The sequence below is a fragment of the Sphingomonas vulcanisoli genome, assembly GCF_011761305.1.
In the GTDB taxonomy this organism is placed as follows: Bacteria; Pseudomonadota; Alphaproteobacteria; order Sphingomonadales; family Sphingomonadaceae; genus Sphingomonas_I; species Sphingomonas_I vulcanisoli.
This window is the reverse complement of record NZ_JAAOZC010000008.1, coordinates 51229-71624: the sequence shown is the minus strand read 5'-3', so window position 1 is coordinate 71624 and position 20396 is coordinate 51229. Positions and strand designations below refer to the sequence as shown.

The window sequence follows — 20396 nt, the reverse complement described above, 5'->3', positions numbered from 1 at the left end:
TGCGCGGAGCTACGCGCAAGATGGTCACCGATAGGTTAACCGTCTGCTCCGCTTGACAACGCGCCGACCCGCCCGTAAGAGCGGCGCATCCCAAGAAACCGTTCCGGCGGCGCTTCTGCGCGCGCCGTTTTTCTGTTTAATGGGCAACCAGAGCGTAGAGATGGAATGGTCGCCAGCCGTTCCGTGGAGCGAGGAGATACAAACGACATGGCACGTATCGCGGGTGTCAACATCCCGACCAACAAGCGCGTCGAAATCGCGCTGACCTATATCCACGGCATCGGCTCGGCCAAAGCCAAGGAAATCACCTCCAAGCTGAACATCGAGCCTGCGCGCCGCGTGCAGGATCTCACCGATCAGGAAGTGCTCCAGATCCGCGAGACGATCGATGCGACCTATACGGTGGAGGGTGATCTTCGCCGCCAGGTGGCGATGAACATCAAGCGGCTGATGGATCTGGCCTGCTACCGCGGTCTGCGCCATCGCAAGGGCCTGCCGGTCCATGGCCAGCGCACGCACACCAACGCGCGCACCCGCAAGGGCAAGGCCAAGCCGATCGCAGGCAAGAAGAAGTAGCAGCGAAAGCGCGGGGCGCTTTCGCGCCACTTCTCCTCCTAGGCCGCGCGCAAGCGTGGGCGAGCAGAGCAACAGATTAGGTCAGGACTTTTCGAATGGCACAGGCACCTCAGCGCATTAAGCGGCGCGAGCGCAAGAACATCACCGCCGGCGTCGCACATGTGAACGCCAGCTTCAACAACACCATGATCACCATCACCGATGCGCAGGGCAATGCGATCAGCTGGTCTTCGGCCGGCATGATGGGCTTCAAGGGCTCGCGCAAGTCGACGCCTTATGCCGCGCAGGTCGCCGCCGAGGACGCCGGCAAGAAAGCCGCCGAGCATGGTGTCCGCACGCTTGAAGTCGAAGTGAAGGGCCCGGGTTCGGGCCGCGAGTCGGCGCTCCGCGCGCTGCAGGCTGTGGGCTTCCACATCACTTCGATTCGCGATGTGACTTCGATCCCGCACAACGGCGTGCGCCCGTCGAAGCGCCGCCGCGTCTGATTTTGTAGTCCGGGGCCCGCCGGGGCTCCGCTTTTTCTTATCGGCCGCGGTGGACGCACCGTGGCTTTACCCCGAGGGGAACACCATGGCTGTCAACGCCAAGAACTGGCAAGAACTGAAGAAGCCGATGGGGCTGGAGCGTAAGGCTGGCGGTGCCGGCAAGAACCGCGCCACCTTCGTCGCCGAGCCGCTGGAGCGCGGCTTCGGTCTCACGCTCGGCAACGCGCTGCGCCGCGTTCTGCTATCGTCGCTGCAGGGCGCCGCGGTGACCGCGATCAAGATCGAGAACGTGCTGCACGAATTCTCGAGTCTTGCCGGCGTCCGTGAGGATGTCACGGACATGGTGCTCAACGTGAAGCAAATCGCGCTGCGCATGCAGGGCGAGGGCTCCAAGCGTCTCCAGCTCTCCGCCACCGGCCCCGCCGAGGTGAAGGCCGGCGACATCGCCACCTCCGGCGATATCGAGGTGATGAACCCCGAACTGGTGATCTGCCATCTCGACGAGGGTGCGACGCTCAACATGGAGCTGACCGCCGCGATCGGTAAGGGCTATGAGCCAGCCGCGAACAACCGCCCGGCCGATGCGCCGATCGGGCTGATCCCGGTCGATGCGCTGTACTCACCCGTCCGTCAGGTCGCCTACAAGGTGGAAAACACCCGCGTCGGCCAGGAGCTGGATTACGACAAGCTGACGATCACCGTCGAGACCGACGGCACCGTCACGCCCGAGGACGCGCTCGCCTATTCGGCGCGCATCCTGCAGGATCAGCTCCAGCTGTTCGTCCACTTCGACGATGGCATGGCGGTTTCGGCGGCTCCCACCCATTCCGCGCCGCTGGCGCCGATCAGCGGCGGCATGATCGAGCCCGAGGCCAACAGCAACCAGCTCAACCGCTTCCTGCTCAAGAAGGTGGACGAGCTCGAACTGTCGGTGCGTTCGGCCAATTGCCTCAAGAACGACAACATCATCTACATCGGCGATCTCGTGCAGAAGACCGAAGCGGAGATGCTGCGCACGCCGAACTTCGGCCGCAAGTCCTTGAACGAGATCAAGGAAGTTCTCTCCACGATGGGCCTGCGGCTCGGTATGGAAATTCCGGGCTGGCCGCCCGAGAATATCGAGGAAATGGCCAAGAAGCTCGAACAGGAATTTTGAGCTAAAACCTCCCTCTCCCATTTTGGGAGAGGGAGGGGCCCGCCAATCGAGCGAAGCGAGATTGGTGGGAGGGTGAGGGCACGAGGCGAAGCCTCGTGGTGCCGCCCGACAGGAGATTGGGCGGCGCTCCATTCCAGCCGCCTGGTCGAGACTACCTGAAACGGGTCTCGAACGAACCGAAGGAAGAAAATCATGCGCCATCGTGTCGGCGGTCGTAAGCTCCAGCGTACCTCGAGCCATCGTATCGCGCTGTTCCGCAACCAGGCGGCCGCGCTCATCAAGCATGAGCAGATCCTCACTACCGTCGCCAAGGCGAAGGAGCTTCGCCCCTACGTCGAGAAATTGGTGACGCTGGCCAAGAAGGGCGGCCTCTCCAACCGTCGCCTCGCCCATTCGCGCCTGCTGGACGACGCGCAACTGGTGAAACTGTTCGACGTGATCGCGGTGCGCTACGCGGACCGCAACGGCGGCTACACCCGCATCATCAAGGCCGGTATCCGTTCGTCGGACGCGGCTTCGATGGCGGTGATCGAATTCGTCGACCGTGACACCTCGGCCAAGGGCCAGGATTCGGGCCCGGTCGAAGTGCTGGAAGACGAAGCCGCCTAAATCATCCGGGCGGCTACGCCACCCAGCGACACCAACACCACCGGAAGGCCCGCCAGCGCAAGCCGGCGGGCCGACGTGTGTCTGGCCTGGGTGAGCGCGGCGATGGCTGCGACAGCGCCGCCCAAAGTCACCCAAAGATAGTAGCGTACCTCCGATGCGACGCTGAGCGGCAGGTAGCTGAAGCCATAGAGCAAAGCCGATATCGCGAGCGGGAGGGCGACTCCCGTCTCGCTCTGTCCAAGCAGCAGGACAAGAGCCCCTGCCGCCACCGCCAGCCAGACAATCGGCCAGCCGATCGGCGTGCGCAGGCTGGCGGTCGCCGCCTGCTCGATCGCGGTCAGTGGGGCGTTAGCCGGGACCGCACAGCCCCACGGATTGGGATCTGAGACGAGCGGCAGCGGCGGCAGATCGGCATCGTGGACAAGGAAGCGCGTCGTGCTGTTGAAATGCGCGAGGCGGTGCTCGGCATAGGCGATCGGGTGGCGGACGACCGCACCCAGCCACCAACGTGTCGGTTTCACTTGCATGGCCGCGAAAGCCCTGCGGACATCGGCGAACTGGATCGCGCACGGCTCCGGCCCCCACCAGGCATAGCGATCCCACGAAACCGGCGTGTAGCAGGCCGCGTTCACCGCCACCGGATCGGCCACCGCCAGCTGCGGGAAGGCATTCGCGCCGCTGAACCGGGTGATGCCGGCCAGATCATAGATCACCAGCGAAAGCTCGACCCCGCTCTTCTCCGCGCGCAGCAGCGTATTGGCGACCGGCATCGCCGCGAACAAAGGGATCGCCACGGTAACCGAAGCCAGCGCCAGCCGCTTCCAGCCTGCGCGCCACGCCGCCGGCAGCAACGCTACCCCCAACGGCAAACAGGCCGGCACCGCGTTGAACCGCAACGTCGCCGCCCCGATCAGCAGCGCCCACGCCATCGCCGCCAGCACATGCTCCCCCGGTCGCCGAACCGCGATCAGTCCTGCGGCGGTCAGCAATGCCCCCGCCATCAGGCTATCCTTGAGGATCGTCCCCACCACGACCAGCGACACCGGCAACAGCGCGACCAGCAACAGCGCCGCGGCAGACCTGCGCCGCCCCTGCCGCCACCAGACCCAGCCGATCAGTCCGAAACCCAGCCAATACAGCGCCACCTGCAGCACCAGCATCGGCAGCGGGCCATCGTGGATCGCGGTCAGTTGCCGCCACAGCCAGTTCATCGCCGGCGGATGCCAGTCGTCGTAATGGCCGGAGAGCGCCTGCTTATACTGGCGGATCGCGTCCCACGTCAGGATGCCGGGGCGGAAAGTGAAGATTTGAAGGAGTGCGGGCGCGCCGCACATCGCAACGTATAAAAGCTTCGATCGCCGAAAAAGGTCTGGTGCCACCCGCGTATTGCTAGGCGCGGTGCGATGTCACGCCAAGGCGCGGAAGCGAGGAGCGCCACATAGACGCTCCTCGAACCCTTTACCCCCCGTGCGCCGCCAAGGCGGCCAACAGCAGCAGCGCCACGATGTTGGTGATCTTGATCATCGGGTTCACGGCGGGGCCGGCGGTGTCCTTGTAGGGATCGCCGACCGTGTCGCCGGTCACTGCGGCCTTATGGGCTTCGGAGCCTTTGCCGCCGTGGTTGCCGTCTTCGATATATTTCTTGGCATTGTCCCATGCGCCGCCGCCGCTCGTCATCGAGATGGCGACGAACAGCCCGGAGACGATCACGCCGAGCAATAGCGCGCCCAGGCTTGCGAAGCCGTTGGCCTGCCCCGCCACGGCCCTGATCGCGAAATAGACCACCACCGGCGCCAGCACGGGCAGCAGGCTAGGGATGATCATCTCCTTGATCGCCGCCTTGGTGACGAGATCGACGGTGCGGGCATAATTGGGCCGGCTGGTGCCCTCCATGATCCCCGGATTGCTGCGGAACTGATCGCGGACGTCCTCGACCACCGCACCCGCCGCGCGGCCCACCGCGGTCATGCCGAACGCGCCGAAGCTGAACGGCAGCAGCGCGCCGAGCAGCAGCCCGACGATCACGTAAGGGTTGGAGAGCGAGAAATCGACGATCAGCGCGGGGAAGAACTCCTTCAAGTCCGCCGTGTAAGCGCCGAACAGCACCAGCGCCGCAAGTGCCGCCGATCCGATCGCATAGCCCTTGGTCACCGCCTTGGTGGTGTTGCCGACGGCATCCAGCGCATCGGTCTTGACGCGCACCTCATGATCGAGCCCCGCCATTTCGGCGATGCCGCCGGCATTGTCGGTCACCGGGCCATAAGCATCGAGCGCCACGACCATGCCCGCCAGCGCCAGCATCGCGGTGGCGGCGAAGGCGATCCCGATCACGCCTGCCAACTGGAAGGCGGCAATCACCGCCACCACGATCACGATCGTCGGCGCGGCGGTCGATTCCAGGCTGATCGCCAGGCCCTGGATGACGTTGGTGCCGTGGCCGGTGACGCTCGCCTTGGCGATCGACTTGACCGGGCGATAGTTGGTGCCGGTGTAATATTCGGTGATCCACACCAGAGCCGCGGTGACGGCGAGGCCGATCAGCATGCAGTAGAAGATGTCCATGCCGGTGAAGGCGGTGTGGCTTGCGGTCTGGGGTGAGGTGCCCGGCCCGGCGGCGGCGAGATGCCCGCCGAGCTGTTGGGTGAGATCGCCATCGAGGGCGTAGCGGGTGGCGAAGAAGATCGCCACCGCGCCCAGCACAGCGCTGGTCCAGAAACCCTTGTAGAGCGCGCCCATGATCGAGCCGCCGCCCAGCCGCACCGCGAAGGTGCCGATGATCGAGGTGACGATACACACACCGCCGACCAGCAGCGGCAGGCTCATCAGCGCCAGCGTGTTGACGCCATTGCCCACGAACAAGGCGATCGACACCATCGTCACGCCGAGCGTCACGACATAGGTTTCGAACAGATCGGCCGCCATGCCCGCGCAATCGCCGACATTGTCGCCGACGTTATCGGCGATGACGGCGGGGTTGCGGGGGTCATCCTCGGGAATTCCGGCTTCGACCTTGCCGACCAGATCGGCGCCGACGTCGGCCGCCTTGGTGAAGATGCCGCCGCCGAGGCGCGCGAAGATCGAGATCAGCGATGCGCCGAAAGACAGCGCGACCAGCCCGTTGATCACGATGCGATCGGTGGGCGCATGGTTGGCGCCGTGCGTGCTGACCAGATACCAGAAGAAGCAGGAGATCGCGAGCAGGCCGAGCCCCGCCACCAGCATCCCGGTGATCGCTCCCGATCGGAAGGCGGTGGTGAGGCCGCCCTGCAGGCTGCCCCGCGCCGCTTCGGCGGTGCGGACATTGGCCTTTACCGAGATGTTCATGCCGATGAAGCCGGTCAAACCGGAGAGGATCGCGCCGATCAGGAAGCCGACGGCGGACACCGTACCGAGGAAATAGAACACCAATGCGACGACGACGAGGCCGACCACGCCGATCGTGGTATATTGCCGCGCTAGATAAGCGCGTGCGCCTTCCTGGATGGCGGCGGCAATGTCCTGCATCCGCTGATTGCCCGCCGGTTGGCGCAGCACCTGAAAGCTCGTGACGATTCCGTAGAGCACCGCCAGCAATCCGCAGGCAATGGCCAGTTCAACGATCCGCATCGGGTTCCCCTCACACATCCTATCCGCCGGAATGCCCTTCGTGGGGCCATTCTCGAACGGGCATGTTGTCGCGGGGCGGCGCGGTTGGCAAGCTGCGAGCGTTGGAAACCGCACAAATGCGCCCTTGGCGCGCGTCTAAGTCCGGCTGGCGAGCAGTTTATCGATTTTGCGGCCGTCCATGTCGACGATTTCGAAGCGCCATTTGCCCATGCGGAAATGCTCACCCTCGCTGGGCAGGTGTTTCAGCACCGAGAGCGCGAAGCCGGCGGCGGTGGCGTAATCGCGATTCTCGTCCAGTTCGATGCCGAGCTGGTCGGCGAGGCGGTCGGCGGAGGCCGAGCCCGCGATCAGCCAGCTGCCATCCTCGCGCTGGACGAAGGGCGCATCCTCGTCGCCGGCATCCGAGGCGAACGCACCGGCAATCGCGGCAAGCAGATCGACCGGCGTCACCAGTCCATCGAAATGGCCATATTCATCGTGAACGAACGCGACCGGCACCTCCGATCCGCGGAGCACCTGCAGCGCGTTCATCGCATCCATCTGATCGGGGACGACCTGGACGGGATGGATGAACTCCAGGATGGAGGGCAATGGTCCTGCCAGCGCGGCGGCGAGCAGATCCTTGGCCTCGATCACCCCGATCAGTTCGTCGACCGATCCGTTGCCGACCGGCACGCGGCTGTGCGGCAGTGCCAGCAGGCGATCGCGCAACGCCGCCGCGTCCAGCGTCGCGTCGATCCATTCGACCTGCGTGCGCGGCGTCATCACTTCGCGCACCGGCCGATCGGCGAGGCGGACGACGCCGGAGATGATCGCGCGCTCGCTCTCCTCGATCACGCCCGCGCTTGACGCCTCGGCGACGACGAGGTGCAGCTCCTCGGCGGTGACACGATCCTCGCGCTCGCGATCGAGACCGAGCAGCTTGAAGAAGAGAGCACTCGAACGATCGAGCAGCCAGACGAAGGGTGCCGCTGCGTAAGACAGCCCCATCATCGGCCGCGCCATCGCCGCCGCGATCGGCTCAGGCGTGCGCAGCGCGACCTGCTTGGGCACGAGCTCGCCGATCACCAGGCTCAGATAGGTGGTGCCGATGATGACGAGCGCAAAGCCCCAATGCCCGGCGATAGTGTGTTGAAGCCCCAGCCGTTCGAGCCGATCGGCCACCGGCCCGCCGAGCTTCTCGCCCGAAAAGGCACCGGCAAGGACGCCGATCAAGGTGATCCCGGTCTGGACGGTGGAGAGGAACTTGCCCGGATCGCTCGCCAGCCGCAGCGCGATGCGCGCGCCCTTTTGCCCGCGCCGCGCCATCGCTTCCAGCCGCGGCTTGCGGGACGAAACGATCGCCATTTCGGACATGGCGAAAACGGCGTTGACCAGCATCAGCGCGACGATGATCGCGAGATCCAGCCAGGGGAAGGGCGCGAGCGGAGGGAGGATCGGTCTCATTGGGCCTGACGCTGCATATCGCTGTAACCGGACCGCGGGGCAAGAGCGGCGGCACAGACGGGCTTCGTGCCCAGGTTGGGTCGAGGTTCGTAGCCGATCATCGATCCTCCCCTGCAAGGGGAGGTGGCAGGCCGAAGGCCTGACGGAGGGGTGTCACCCTCACGATAGCGGGACACCCCTCCGACGCGCTGCGCGCGCCACCTCCCCTTGCAGGGGAGGACTTCGACAGCGCATCCGCCCTAGATCGATTGGGCGAAGCGGCGGGCGACCTTTTCGACGCCTTCGATCGCGATCGGCGTGGCCTCGATGAGCACGCGGCGCTGGTCGATCGCATCGCGGCGGCGCGTGACGAGCGCCTCCTTCTCCATCGCCGCGATGTAGCGCAGGCCGGTGGTCGCGGGCACCTGTGCGGCGATGCACAGGCTCGATACCGAGGTGACCCGCTTTTGCAGATGCGCGTCATAAAGGTCGAGCAGCATGTCCCATGCCGGATCGCGGAACAGCTCGGTCTCGAAAACCTGACCGCGGACGAGGCGCGCCTTCATCGTCGCGCGGATATAGCGGGCGGGCCCCGGCAGCTCGCGATCGCCGGACAGGACATCGCCAAGCGCCGCGCTCAGGGCTTCGCTGACGCGGTCGTGGAGCTGAGGGGATTGCTGCGCGATCTCCCGCAGGGCGATCAATTTATCCTCCACCGTATCGGCGGGTGCGCTATGGGGTGGCGGATTCACAGCGCTAAGCTTCGCGCAAAACGGGCGGCGTGCGAGGCACGTATTCGTCCGATTCGGTGGCAACCGCCCAAGGCCTCACCATTTCGGACCGTAATCGGTGAGCGGCGCCGACCTGCGTCCTGAATGCAACAATCGTGCAAAGCGCGGAATTGCCCCGGCCCGGGCTTCGCGGTAACGCGAAACCCATGAACGATATGAGCCCTGCTGCCTTCCCCGCGGCGCCGGCGCAAGATTTTCGCGGACTGGCGATCGTCTCGATCGCGAAGAGCTACGATCGCCGTCAGGTGCTGCAGGATGTGAGTCTGGATGTCGCGCGTGGCGAGGTCGTCGGCCTGCTCGGCCCCAATGGCGCGGGCAAGACGACCTGCTTCTATTCGGTGATGGGGCTGGTCAAGCCGGACGCCGGGCGCATCCTGCTCGATGGCAATGATGTTACCGGTCTGCCGATGTACCGGCGCGCGATCCTGGGGCTGGGCTATCTGCCGCAGGAAACCTCGATCTTCCGCGGGCTGACCGTCGCGCAGAATATCATGGCGGTGCTGGAGATTTCGCAGCCCGACAAAGTGGCGCGTGCCGAGCGGCTGGAGTCGCTGCTCGCCGAATTCCATCTCGAACGGCTGCGCGATGCCGCCGCAATGGCGCTATCGGGCGGCGAACGGCGCCGCTGCGAGATCGCCCGCGCGCTCGCCGCCGATCCGTCGATCATGCTGCTCGATGAGCCGTTCGCGGGCATCGATCCGATCTCGATCAGCGACATCCGCGAGCTGGTGCGCGATCTCAAGCGCCGCGACATCGGCGTGCTGATCACCGATCACAACGTCCGCGAGACGCTCGACATCGTCGATCGGGCCTGCATCATCTATGATGGCCGGGTGCTTTTTCAGGGCTCGCCCGAAGACCTTGTCGCCAACGAAGAGGTCCGGCGGCTCTATCTCGGCGAGAGTTTTGCGCTTTAGATATGATGACCCTTCGCTCTGGACCTCCGTTCGTCCCGAGCGAAGTCGAGGGACGTGGCGCTGACTGCGGCTATCGAGACGCGTACCTCGACTTCGCTCGGCACGAACGGCCTTTCAGCGAGCTGACGGACTGGTGAGTCTCGCGCCGCGCCTCGATCTGCGCCAGTCGCAATCGCTGGTGATGACGCCGCAGCTGCAGCAGGCGATCAAGCTGTTGGCGCTCTCCAATCTCGAACTCGAAGGGTTCCTCGCCGAGGAGCTGGAGAAGAATCCCCTGCTGACCAGCGGTGCCGAAGAGGAGCCGGGCGAAGCCGCGCCCGAGACGGATTTCTCCGGCGATGCGCCCCCCGAAGAGCCGCTGACCGCCGACCAACTGGTCATGACCGGTGATGCCCAGGCCGATGCTCCGCTCGACGTCGATTATGAGGCCGAGACCTTTCACCATGATTCGCCGGGCGACATGGGGAGCGCCGATCGCCTAAGCCAATTGCCCGAGGACGGCCCCGATCTCGATGCGCTTTCCGGCGGCGCCATCTCCTTGCGGGATCATCTTCTCCACCAAGCCGGCGAAAAGCTGGAAGGGCTCGGCCTGCTGATCGCCCAGCAGATCATCGATGGCATCGATGATGCGGGCTATCTGACCGTGCCGCTCGACGAGATCGCCTACCGGCTCGGCATCCCGCTTCAGCATGTCGAGCGGGTGCTCGGTTTCATCCAGTGCTTCGATCCGGCGGGCGTCGGCGCGCGCGATCTCGCCGAATGTCTTGCGATCCAGGCCAAGGAGGCGGATCGCTACGATCCCTGCATGGCGGCGCTGATCGCCAACCTCGATATGCTCGCCAAGGGTCAACTTCCTCAACTTCGCCGCCTCTGCAACGTCGATGAGGAAGATTTCGCCGACATGATCCGCGAGCTGCGCGCTTACGATCCCAAGCCCGGCCTGCGCCATGGCGGCGAGCCTGCCGCGCCGGTCTCGCCCGACATCTTCATCACACGCACCCGCAGCGGCTGGTCGATCGAGCTCAACAGCGGCACCCTGCCGCGCGTGCTTATCGACCGCCGCTACCACGCCGAGCTGGCGAGCGCGCACAACGATCGGCAGGCCAAGGCATGGCTGTCCGATTGCCTCACCAGCGCCAACTGGCTGGTCAAGGCGCTCGATCAGCGCGCGCGGACGATCATCAAGGTCGCCACCGAGATCGTAAAGCAGCAAGAGGGCTTTTTCCTCCACGGTGTCAGCCATCTCAAGCCGCTCACCCTGCGGACGATCGCCGAGGCGATCGAGATGCACGAATCGACCGTCAGCCGCGTCACCTCGAACAAATATCTGAGCTGCGCGCGCGGCCTCTATGAGCTCAAATATTTCTTCACGAGCGGTGTCGCCTCGGCCGACGGCGGGGAGGCGGTTTCGGCGGAAGCGGTGAAGAGCGAAATCGCCAAGCTGATCGCGGCGGAAGGCGACGACATTCTTTCGGACGATAAATTGGTCGAACTCCTCAACGCCAAAGGCTTCGATCTCGCGCGCCGCACGGTGGCGAAATACCGCGAGGCGATCGGGCTCGGGTCATCGGTTCAGCGCAGACGGGCCCGCAACCTTCGCTAGGCTTGCCAGCCGCGGCGGCGCTTTCTACCCCGCACGCTGATATCGAGGATGAGGATCAATCGTGCGTGCATTCATTTTCCCCGGGCAGGGTAGCCAGGCGGTCGGCATGGGCGCCGATCTCGCCGCCGCGAGCGTTGCCGCCCGCGCCGTGTTCGAGGAAGTGGATGACGCGCTCGGCCAGCGCCTCGCCAAGCTGATGGCCGAAGGGCCAGCAGACGAACTCACGCTCACCGAGAACGCCCAGCCCGCGATCATGGCCAATGCCCTCGCCGTTCTGGCGGTGCTGGAGAAAGAGGGCGGTATCCGCCTTGCCGAGAAGGCCGATTATGTCGCGGGCCACAGCCTCGGCGAATATAGCGCGCTTGCCGGGGCGCAGGCGTTCGATCTGGCGACCACCGCCAGGCTGCTCAAGCTGCGCGGCCAGGCAATGCAGGCTGCGGTGCCTGCGGGGGAGGGTGCGATGGCGGCGCTGCTCGGTACGGATTTTGCACTCGCGCAGGCGATCTGCGCCGAGGCCGCGCAGGGCGAGGTGTGCGAGGCCGCCAACGATAATGGCGGTGGCCAGGTGGTGATATCGGGCGCCAAGGCGGCGGTCGAACGCGCGATGGCGCTGTCCAAGGAGAAAGGCGTCAAGCGCGCGCTACCGCTCCCCGTCTCCGCGCCGTTCCATTGCGCGCTGATGCAGCCCGCCGCCGATGCGATGGCTAAGGCGCTGGCCGAAGCGACGATGCGTGCGCCGCTAGTGCCGCTCTACGCCAACGTCACCGCCGCCCCCGTTACCGATGCCGATACGATCCGCGATCTGCTGGTGAAGCAGGTGACGGGCACGGTCCGCTGGCGGGAGAGTATCGAGGCGATGTGGGCCGCGGGCGTCACCGATTTCGTCGAACTCGGCGCCAAGGTGCTCGGCCCCATGGTCAAACGCATCGCCACCGACGCGACCACCACCAGCGTGGTGACGATGGCCGATATCGAGGCGTTGGCGGCGGCGTTGTAGTTAAAGCCCTCTCCCGTCGTCACGGGAGAGGGCTGGGTGAGGGCCTTCTTCTAGCTGGTCGGCAAGAAAGAAGACCCTCACCTCCCATCGCCTCCGGCGATGGGCCCCTCCTCTCCCGCGAAAGCGGGAGAGGGATTGGAAGGAGATAAGCGATGTTCGATCTGACAGGCATGACCGCTTTGGTCACCGGCGCATCGGGGGGCATTGGTTCTGCGATCGCGACGGCGCTGGCGGCGCAGGGTGCGACGGTTGCGCTGTCCGGCACGCGCAAGGATGCGCTGGAGGCCGTCGCGGAGAAGTTGGGGAGCGATCACAAGGTGGTGCCTGCCAACCTTTCCGACGCCGCCTCGGTCGAGGCACTCATTCCCGCTGCGATCGAGGCGCTGGGCGGCAAGCTCGATATCCTCGTCAACAATGCCGGCGTCACGCGCGACAATCTGGTGATGCGGATGAAGGACGAGGAGTGGGATCAGGTGATCTCGGTCAATCTCGAGGCCGCCTTCCGCCTGATCCGCGCCGCTGCCCGCCCGATGATGAAGGCGCGGTTCGGCCGCATCATCACCATCACCTCGGTGGTCGGCACCACGGGCAATCCGGGCCAGGCCAATTATGCGGCGTCCAAGGGCGGCCTCACGGCGATGAGCAAGGCGCTGGCGCAGGAGCTTGCCAGCCGATCGATCACGGTCAACTGCGTCGCCCCCGGCTTCATTGCGAGCGCGATGACCGATGCGCTCACCGATGCGCAGAAAGAGGCGATCAATACGCGCATCCCGGCTGGAGCCATGGGCCAGGGCACCGATATCGGTGCCGCCGTTGCCTATCTCGCCAGCCGGGAGGCAGGCTATATCACCGGCCAGACCTTGCATGTGAACGGCGGCATGGCGATGATTTGAGGCTCTTGCGGCCCCGTCACCACGAAGCTAGGGCAGCGGCAAATCAGCTAGGAAGGCTTTAGAATGAGCGACACCGCCGATCGCGTGAAGAAGATTGTCGTCGAGCATCTCGGCGTCGAGCCCGAAAAGGTCACCGAGGAAGCCAGCTTCATCGACGATCTCGGCGCGGACAGCCTCGATATCGTCGAGCTGGTCATGGCCTTCGAAGAAGAGTTCGGCGTGGAAATCCCCGACGATGCCGCCGAGAAGATCACGACGGTGAAGGACGCGATTTCGTACATTGATACGCATAAGGGCTGAGCTAACCGCTCCGTTCGCCCCGAGCTTGTCGAAGGGCTGCCCTTCGAGAGACATGCAGGGCTTCGACAGGCTCAGCCCGAACGGGTTGGGCCTGTTGTCATTTTGAGAAACAAAAGAGGATGATGCCATGCGCCGCGTGGTGGTGACCGGACTGGGGCTCGTGACGCCGCTCGGCGCGGACGTCGAAACCGCGTGGGCGAACATCGTCGCCGGTAAATCGGGCGCGGCGACGATCACGCGCTTCGATGCCTCCGATCAGAAATGCACCATCGCCTGCGAGGTCAAGCCCGCCGATCATCCTTACGGCTTCGATCCGGGCAAGCGCGTCGATCACAAGGTGCAGCGCCAGGTCGATCCGTTCATCATCTATGGCATCGATGCCGCCGGCCAGGCCTATGAGGATTCGGGCCTCGGCGAGCTGACCTATGAGCAAAGCTGCCGTGTCGGCTGCTCGATCGGTTCCGGGATCGGCGGCCTGCCCGGTATCGAGAGCGAATCGATCGTCTGCAAGGAGAAGGGGCCGAGCCGTGTCTCGCCGCACTTCGTTCATGGCCGGCTGATCAATCTGATCTCGGGCCAGGTCTCGATCAAATATGGCCTGCGCGGGCCGAACCATGCGGTGGTCACCGCCTGCTCGACCGGCGCGCATGCGATCGGCGACGCCGCGCGGATGATCGCCATGGACGATGCCGACGTGATGCTGGCGGGCGGCGCCGAGGGCGCGATCTCCCCGCTCGGCATCGCCGGCTTCGCGCAGGCGCGCGCGCTTTCCACGGGCTTCAACGACCAGCCCGAAAAGGCCAGTCGACCCTACGATCAGGCGCGCGACGGCTTCGTGATGGGCGAGGGTGCCGGCGTGGTGGTGCTCGAGGAATATGAGCATGCCAAAGCGCGTGGCGCCAAAATCTATGCCGAGGTGATCGGCTATGGTCTTTCGGGCGACGCCTATCACGTCACCGCTCCGCATCCCGAAGGCGACGGCGCCTATCGTTCGATGCAGATGGCGCTCAAGAAGGCCGGCCTGACGCCTGCCGATATCGATTATATCAACGCCCACGGCACCTCGACTCCGCTCGGTGACGAGCTGGAACTGGGCGCGGTCCGCCGCTTGTTCGGCGAGGCGATGGAGACGGTTTCAATGTCGTCGACCAAATCGATGATCGGGCATCTGCTCGGCGGCGCGGGCGCGGTCGAATCGATCTTCTGCATCCTCGCGATCCGCGATCAGATCGTGCCGCCGACGATCAACCTCGAGCACCCCAGCGAGAGTTGCGCGGGCGTCGATCTCGTGCCCAACGTCGCCAAGAAGCGGCAGGTGCGCGCGGTGCTCAACAACAGCTTCGGCTTCGGCGGCACCAACGCCAGCCTCGTGATGCGCGCGATCTGATTTGATGTTTGGGCGCCCTCACCCTTCCCACCCGGCTGAAGCCGGGCGGGCCCCTTCCCTCTCCCTGCGGGGAGAGGGAAGGAGCGATGCGTCAGCGTCGCGGAAGGGTGAGGGCGCGCGCCGCTGATGGCCAAGCGCCGCAAGACCAACGGCCTGCGTGGTCTCGGCTGCCTCGGCCTTATCCTCGTCGTCGTGGCCGGGCTGATCTGGCTGCAAGTCTATCGCAACTGGAGCGGCCCCGGCCCGGCCAACCACCCAACGCCGGTCGTCGTACCGCAGGGATCGACGCTGGCCGCCGCCGCGCGCGCGCTGGAGAAAGCGGGCGTCGTCCGCTCGACCACCGGCTTCCTCCGCTTCGCGCGCCGCTTCGGCTCCGGCGATCCGATTCGCGCGGGCGAATATGAGGTGCCGCCGCACGCCAGCGCCAAGGAGGTGCTTGCGCTCCTGCAGAGCGGCAAGACCGTCCAGCGGCTGGTGACGATTCCCGAGGGCATGCCCTCGATCGAAGTCTATGATCGTCTGAATGCCGAACCGTTGCTGACCGGCAAGATCCCCGTCCCGCCCGAAGGATCGGTGCTGCCCGGCACCTACAGCTTCCAGCGCGGTGAGCGACGGGGCAGCGTGCTCAAGCGGATGCAGGCGGCGATGCGCGATACGCTCCAGCGGCTATGGTTGGAGCGGAAGGCCAACAGCGTCGTATCGAGCAAGGAAGATGCGCTGATCCTGGCCTCGATCGTCGAGAAGGAAACCGGCGTGCCCGCCGAGCGGCCCATGGTGGCCGGCGTCTATTCCAACCGCCTGCGCGCCGGCATGCGTCTTCAGGCCGATCCGACGATCATCTATCCGATGACGCAGGGCCGCCCGCTCGGGCGCCGGATCAAGCTGTCCGAGGTCCGCGCGGTCAACGATTACAACACCTATGCGATGGCGGGACTTCCGAAGGGCCCGATCACCAACCCCGGCCGCGATTCGATCGCCGCGGTGCTGGCGCCCGCCGATACGCATGCGCTGTATTTCGTCGCGGACGGCAAGGGCGGCCACGTCTTCGCCGACAATCTCAAGGATCACAACGCCAACGTGCAGCGCTATTACAATCTGCGGAAGGCGCAGGGGACGCGCTGAGATTGCCAATAACCGTTTGTCCCGAGCGAAGTCGAGGGACGTGCCAAGAGCCGTGAAGCCGACGTGTCTCGACTTCGCTCGACACCAACGGTGAGTTTGGTTGAACGCACCGCCCCAATCCCCTAAAGGCCCGGCCCATGTATACCTTCCTCCTCGTCGTCCACGCGATCATCGCTGCGGCTCTCGTTTCGGTCATCCTCATGCAGCGTTCGGAAGCGGGCGGGCTTGGCTCCGGCGGCAATCCCGGCGGGCTGATGAGCGCGCGCGGCGCCGCGGATTTCCTGACGCGGGCGACATCGGTGCTTGCCACCATCTTCGTGATCATGAGCATCATCCTCGCCGCTCTCGCCACACGCGAACATGGCCCGGCGACGATCGATACCTCGCTCGCCAAGACATCGGTCCCCGTCGCGGCATCGCCTGCGGCTGCACCGACCAAGACCACTACGGGCGACACGACTGCCACCGGATCGAACAGCGCCGTCCCACTGGCGCAGTAATACAATCCTCCCCGGCACGGGGAGGTGGCATGGCGAAGCCATGACGGAGGGGGCTCTCAACTGGCGCTGCGCTCGGTGGTGAGCCCCCTCCACCATGCTGCGCATGGTCCCCCTCCCCGTGCCGAGGAGATACCTCATCAAAATCTGTGGGTCGTTTCGGCGCTGCCCTTGCCCTTCCCCCATCACCCCCGCTAGGTCTCTCCTCCCATGACGCGGTTCATCTTCATAACCGGCGGCGTGGTCTCCTCGCTTGGCAAAGGCCTGATGGCCGCCAGCCTCGCCGCCCTCCTCCAGGCGCGCGGGTACAAGGTCCGCATCCGCAAGTTCGATCCTTATCTCAACGTCGATCCGGGGACGATGAGCCCCTATCAGCATGGCGAAGTCTATGTGACCGACGATGGCGCGGAGACCGATCTCGATCTCGGCCATTATGAGCGTTTCACCGGCGTACCCGCGCGCCAGAGCGACAACATCACCTCGGGCCGCATTTACCGCGACATCATCACCAAGGAACGGCGCGGCGATTATCTCGGCGCCACCGTGCAGGTGATCCCGCACGTCACCAACGAGATCAAGCAATTCGCGCAGGACGATGTCGAGGGACTCGATTTCGTGCTGTGCGAGATCGGCGGCACGGTCGGCGATATCGAGAGCCTGCCCTTCATGGAGGCGCTGCGCCAACTGCGGAACGATCTCGGCCGTAACCGCACCTGCTTCGTCCACCTGACGCTCGTTCCGTACATCGCGGCGGCGGGCGAGCTGAAGACCAAGCCGACCCAGCATAGTGTCCGCGATCTCACCTCGCTCGGCATCCAGCCCGATGTGCTGGTCTGCCGCTGCGATCGGCCGTTGCCCGATGGCGAGCGCGCCAAGATCGCCCTGTTCTGCAACGTCCCCAAGCATCATGTCATCCCCGCGCTCGATGCCTCATCGATCTATGAGGTGCCGATCCAGTATAGCGCGGCGGGCCTCGATGCGGCCGTGCTCGACAGCTTCGATCTGCCCAACGCCGGCATGCCCGATCTGCGCCGCTGGAGCGATATTCTCGACCGGCTACAGAACCCGGAAGGCGAGGTAACGATCGGCGTCGTCGGCAAATATGTCGGCCTCGCCGATGCCTACAAATCGCTCAACGAGGCTTTGGTCCACGGCGGCATCGCCAATCGCGTCAAGGTCAACATCCGCTGGATCGATGCCGAACTGTTCGAAAAGGATGCCGGCGACATTGCTTTGGCGCTGGAGCCGATGAACGCGATCCTCGTTCCCGGCGGCTTCGGCGAGCGGGGCAGCGAGGGCAAGATCGCCAGCGTCAAATTCGCGCGCGAACGCAAGGTGCCGTACTTCGGTATCTGCCTCGGCATGCAGATGGCCTGCATCGAGGGCGCGCGGAACACGGCGGGGATCGTGGGCGCCTCCACCACCGAATTCGGTCCCACCGATGAGCCCGTCGTCGGCCTGATCACCGAATGGATGACTGCGGAAGGCCTGCAGAAGCGCGAGGCCGGCGGCGATCTTGGCGGCACGATGCGACTCGGCGCGTACGAGGCGACGCTCGCGGGCAACAGCCATGTCGCCAGCGTCTACGGCGCGACCGCGATCCAGGAACGCCACCGCCACCGCTATGAGGTCAACGTCCATTACAAGCCGGCGCTGGAAGCGGGCGGCATGGTGTTCTCCGGCATGTCCCCCGATGGTGCGCTCCCTGAGATCGTCGAGCGACCGGACCATCCCTGGTTCATCGGCGTCCAGTTCCACCCGGAATTGAAAAGCAAACCCTTCGATCCGCATCCTCTTTTTGCCAGCTTCATCGAAGCAGCGGTCAAGCAGAGCAGGCTGGTCTAAACCCATCGCCGAATCGCTCGGGATGAACGGTTAGGTTCCACTAGCCTTCCGCAGCCAGCGCGCTCGCCTGCGCGGCATTGGTATCGGCGGCGTTGGCCGCATCGACATCCGTCTTACGCTCTCCGGCGAACTGGATGGCGGACCAGCAGATACCGGCTGCCCAGAACAGCGCCGCCCAGCGGCTGCGAAACAGGGAGCGGGTTGGGATCATGGGCGCGATCCTAACCCTCCAGGGGTTAAGATCGCGTCACCCTCATACCGGATCGGTCGGCGTCGGGGGGATGGGATCGGTGGGCGTAGGCACCGGATCGTCGATCGGCAGATCGACGGGCAGATCGGGATTGGGCTGGCTGGCCATGTTAGGTCTCCTTACGGGGAGAACGCACGCGGCTTGCTGCGGGTGCCACGCTATTTGCTTCATCATGTGTGATGGAAAGCGGGAAGCCCAAAAAGCAAACACCCGGGATGCTTGAGCATCCCGGGCGCCTGCGTGACGATTGACTCGTCAGCCCCCTTATCTTGCCCGGCCCGCACGATACGACACCCCCCTTTTTATAGGTGCCGTTCGGGGCCTTGGCCTCCCTGAACCATGGCCGGAGCCTGTTCGTGAGCGTCTGTTATACGGTGATGCGCGTGCCGTCATGCGCGATTCTGTTTGCGCCAGCGCAATCACCGCACCCTGTGTTTTTCGCGCAACAGGGCCGCTTCGGGCCTTCACCCGATTTGCCCTCCGCCCGGCCCGCGCCTAAGCCGCGAAACCGCACAAGCCTCAGACGGAATCCCATGCGCCTTTCCCGTTATTTCCTGCCCGTGATGAAGGAATCGCCCGCCGAGGCGCAGATCGTCAGCCACAAATTGATGCTGCGCGCCGGGCTCGTGCGCCAGCAGGCGGCGGGCATCTATGCCTGGCTGCCGCTGGGAACGCGCGTGCTGCACAAGATCGCGCAGATCGTCCGCGAGGAGCAGGATCGCGCCGGCGCGATCGAGCTGCTGATGCCGACGCTGCAATCGGCGGACCTGTGGCGCGAAAGCGGCCGCTACGATGCCTATGGGCCGGAGATGCTGCGCATCACCGATCGCCACGATCGCGAGATCCTTTACGGGCCGACCAACGAGGAGATGATCACCGCCATCTTCCGCGATGCCGCGCGATCCTATCGTGATCTGCCGCGCACGCTTTACCACATCCAATGGAAATTCCGCGACGAGGTCCGTCCCCGCTTCGGCGTGATGCGCGGCCGGGAATTCCTGATGAAGGACGCCTACAGCTTCGATCTCGACGAGCAAGGCGCGCGCCACAGCTACAACCGCATGTTTGTCGCGTATCTGCGCACTTATGCTCGGATGGGGCTGCGTGCGATCCCGATGCAGGCCGATACCGGCCCGATCGGCGGCGATCTCAGCCACGAATTCATCGTCCTCGCTCCCACTGGCGAGAGCGAGGTTTTCTATCACAAGGCCTGGGAACAGGATCGTTCGCTGGATGTGGATGCCGATGATGCGGCGGCGCTGCAGGCGTTCGTCGGCGGCCTCACCGCCGATTATGCCGCGACCGACGAGAAGCGCGACGAAGGCCGCGAGCGCGAGGCCGGAGAGGCGCTGCGCACCTCGCGCGGCATCGAGGTGGGCCACATCTTTTATTTCGGCACCAAATATTCGGCGGCGATGGGCCTCAAGGTGCAGGGGCCGGACGGCAGCGATGTGGTGCCCCAAATGGGCAGCTATGGCATCGGTGTCTCGCGCCTGATGGGCGCGATCATCGAGGCGAGCCATGACGACAAGGGCATCATCTGGCCCGAAGCGGTCGCCCCCTTCAAGGTCGGCCTGATCAACATGCGCGCCGATGATGCGGCCTGTGCGGCGGCGGCGGATGATCTTTATCAGAAGCTCAGCGATGCGGGTGTCGAGGTGCTGTACGATGATCGCGACGAGCGCGGCGGCGCCAAGTTCGCGACGATGGATCTGATCGGTCTGCCCTGGCAGATCGTCATTGGCCCGAAAGGGCTGGCGAACGGGGTCGTCGAACTCAAGCGCCGTGCGACGGGCGAGCGCGAGGAGCTTTCGGCCGAGGCGGCGCTGGCCAAGGTAGCGGGCCGGTGATTACCAGAATTTCCCCTCTCCCCTTGTGGGAGAGGGTAGGGAGAGGGGATCGCGCGAGCGGGCTCGATGCCCGCGAGCGCGAATATT

At 65.1% G+C, this 20396-nt stretch carries 19 protein-coding genes; 14 read left to right on the top strand and 5 right to left on the bottom strand.

Annotated features, from left to right (window positions below; all coding sequences use genetic code 11):
- The first annotated feature begins 207 nt into the window (after positions 1-207).
- The 4 genes from rpsM (at position 208) to rplQ (ending at position 2826) form a co-directional block, all read left to right on the top strand.
- The gene (gene rpsM / locus FHS31_RS13605) at positions 208-576 is read left to right on the top strand and encodes a 30S ribosomal protein S13 (RefSeq protein ID WP_167074444.1); all 369 of its coding nucleotides are present in this window, start codon (positions 208-210) and stop codon (positions 574-576) included.
- 95 nt (positions 577-671) lie between these two features.
- Positions 672-1061, top strand: coding sequence for a 30S ribosomal protein S11 (gene rpsK / locus FHS31_RS13600; protein ID WP_167074442.1), 390 nt, complete (start codon positions 672-674; stop codon positions 1059-1061).
- An 85-nt stretch (positions 1062-1146) separates the two neighbouring features.
- Positions 1147-2217, top strand: a complete 1071-nt coding sequence (locus tag FHS31_RS13595; protein WP_167074440.1) for a DNA-directed RNA polymerase subunit alpha — start codon at positions 1147-1149, stop codon at positions 2215-2217.
- 192 nt (positions 2218-2409) lie between these two features.
- Positions 2410-2826, top strand: a complete 417-nt coding sequence (gene rplQ / locus FHS31_RS13590; protein ID WP_167074438.1) for a 50S ribosomal protein L17 — start codon at positions 2410-2412, stop codon at positions 2824-2826.
- Here rplQ and FHS31_RS13585 read toward each other — a convergent pair.
- The 4 genes from FHS31_RS13585 to FHS31_RS13570 all read right to left on the bottom strand — a co-directional run bounded on the left by FHS31_RS13585 (position 2823) and on the right by FHS31_RS13570 (position 8609).
- On the bottom strand, positions 2823-4160 hold the full coding sequence (locus FHS31_RS13585; RefSeq protein WP_167074436.1) for a hypothetical protein: 1338 nt from the start codon (positions 4158-4160) through the stop codon (positions 2823-2825). The two genes, rplQ and FHS31_RS13585, sit on opposite strands and share 4 nt — an antisense overlap.
- 124 nt (positions 4161-4284) lie before the next feature.
- The gene (locus tag FHS31_RS13580; RefSeq protein ID WP_167074434.1) at positions 4285-6432 is read right to left on the bottom strand and encodes a sodium-translocating pyrophosphatase; all 2148 of its coding nucleotides are present in this window, start codon (positions 6430-6432) and stop codon (positions 4285-4287) included.
- A 135-nt stretch (positions 6433-6567) separates the two neighbouring features.
- Positions 6568-7878, bottom strand: a complete 1311-nt coding sequence (locus FHS31_RS13575) for a hemolysin family protein (RefSeq protein ID WP_167074432.1) — start codon at positions 7876-7878, stop codon at positions 6568-6570.
- 239 nt (positions 7879-8117) lie between these two features.
- Positions 8118-8609 (bottom strand): helix-turn-helix domain-containing protein, encoded by a 492-nt coding sequence (locus FHS31_RS13570; protein WP_167074430.1) that lies wholly within the window; start codon positions 8607-8609, stop codon positions 8118-8120.
- A 185-nt stretch (positions 8610-8794) separates the two neighbouring features.
- On the opposite strand from FHS31_RS13570, the gene lptB reads away from it, so the two are divergent.
- The 9 genes from lptB to FHS31_RS13525 all read left to right on the top strand — a co-directional run bounded on the left by lptB (position 8795) and on the right by FHS31_RS13525 (position 18209).
- Positions 8795-9565 carry an LPS export ABC transporter ATP-binding protein gene (gene lptB / locus FHS31_RS13565; RefSeq protein ID WP_167074428.1) on the top strand — a complete coding sequence of 257 codons (771 nt, stop codon included), beginning with the start codon at positions 8795-8797 and terminating at the stop codon, positions 9563-9565.
- Between the two features lie 133 nt (positions 9566-9698).
- Complete coding sequence (gene rpoN / locus FHS31_RS13560; protein WP_167074426.1) at positions 9699-11168, top strand: RNA polymerase factor sigma-54; 1470 nt, start codon at positions 9699-9701, stop codon at positions 11166-11168.
- Between the two features lie 61 nt (positions 11169-11229).
- Positions 11230-12165 carry an ACP S-malonyltransferase gene (gene fabD, locus FHS31_RS13555; RefSeq protein ID WP_167074424.1) on the top strand — a complete coding sequence of 312 codons (936 nt, stop codon included), beginning with the start codon at positions 11230-11232 and terminating at the stop codon, positions 12163-12165.
- Positions 12166-12317: 152 nt separating this feature from the next.
- The gene (gene fabG / locus FHS31_RS13550; RefSeq protein ID WP_167074418.1) at positions 12318-13058 is read left to right on the top strand and encodes a 3-oxoacyl-[acyl-carrier-protein] reductase; all 741 of its coding nucleotides are present in this window, start codon (positions 12318-12320) and stop codon (positions 13056-13058) included.
- A gap of 63 nt (positions 13059-13121) precedes the next feature.
- The gene (locus tag FHS31_RS13545; RefSeq protein ID WP_167074416.1) at positions 13122-13358 is read left to right on the top strand and encodes an acyl carrier protein; all 237 of its coding nucleotides are present in this window, start codon (positions 13122-13124) and stop codon (positions 13356-13358) included.
- Between the two features lie 127 nt (positions 13359-13485).
- Positions 13486-14745 carry a beta-ketoacyl-ACP synthase II gene (gene fabF, locus FHS31_RS13540; RefSeq protein ID WP_167074414.1) on the top strand — a complete coding sequence of 420 codons (1260 nt, stop codon included), beginning with the start codon at positions 13486-13488 and terminating at the stop codon, positions 14743-14745.
- 126 nt (positions 14746-14871) lie between these two features.
- The gene (gene mltG, locus FHS31_RS13535; RefSeq protein WP_167074412.1) at positions 14872-15867 is read left to right on the top strand and encodes an endolytic transglycosylase MltG; all 996 of its coding nucleotides are present in this window, start codon (positions 14872-14874) and stop codon (positions 15865-15867) included.
- 137 nt (positions 15868-16004) lie between these two features.
- A complete protein-coding gene (gene secG, locus FHS31_RS13530; RefSeq protein WP_167074410.1) occupies positions 16005-16367 on the top strand; it encodes a preprotein translocase subunit SecG in 363 nt (120 codons plus the stop codon).
- Between the two features lie 207 nt (positions 16368-16574).
- A complete protein-coding gene (locus FHS31_RS13525; RefSeq protein WP_167074408.1) occupies positions 16575-18209 on the top strand; it encodes a CTP synthase in 1635 nt (544 codons plus the stop codon).
- A gap of 40 nt (positions 18210-18249) precedes the next feature.
- Here the strand turns inward: FHS31_RS13525 and FHS31_RS13520 are convergent, their stop codons facing one another.
- The gene (locus tag FHS31_RS13520) at positions 18250-18420 is read right to left on the bottom strand and encodes a hypothetical protein (protein WP_167074406.1); all 171 of its coding nucleotides are present in this window, start codon (positions 18418-18420) and stop codon (positions 18250-18252) included.
- Between the two features lie 572 nt (positions 18421-18992).
- On the opposite strand from FHS31_RS13520, the gene proS reads away from it, so the two are divergent.
- Entirely contained in the window at positions 18993-20309 is a 1317-nt protein-coding gene (gene proS, locus FHS31_RS13515) for a proline--tRNA ligase (RefSeq protein WP_167074404.1), read from the top strand.
- Positions 20310-20396: the final 87 nt, after the last annotated feature.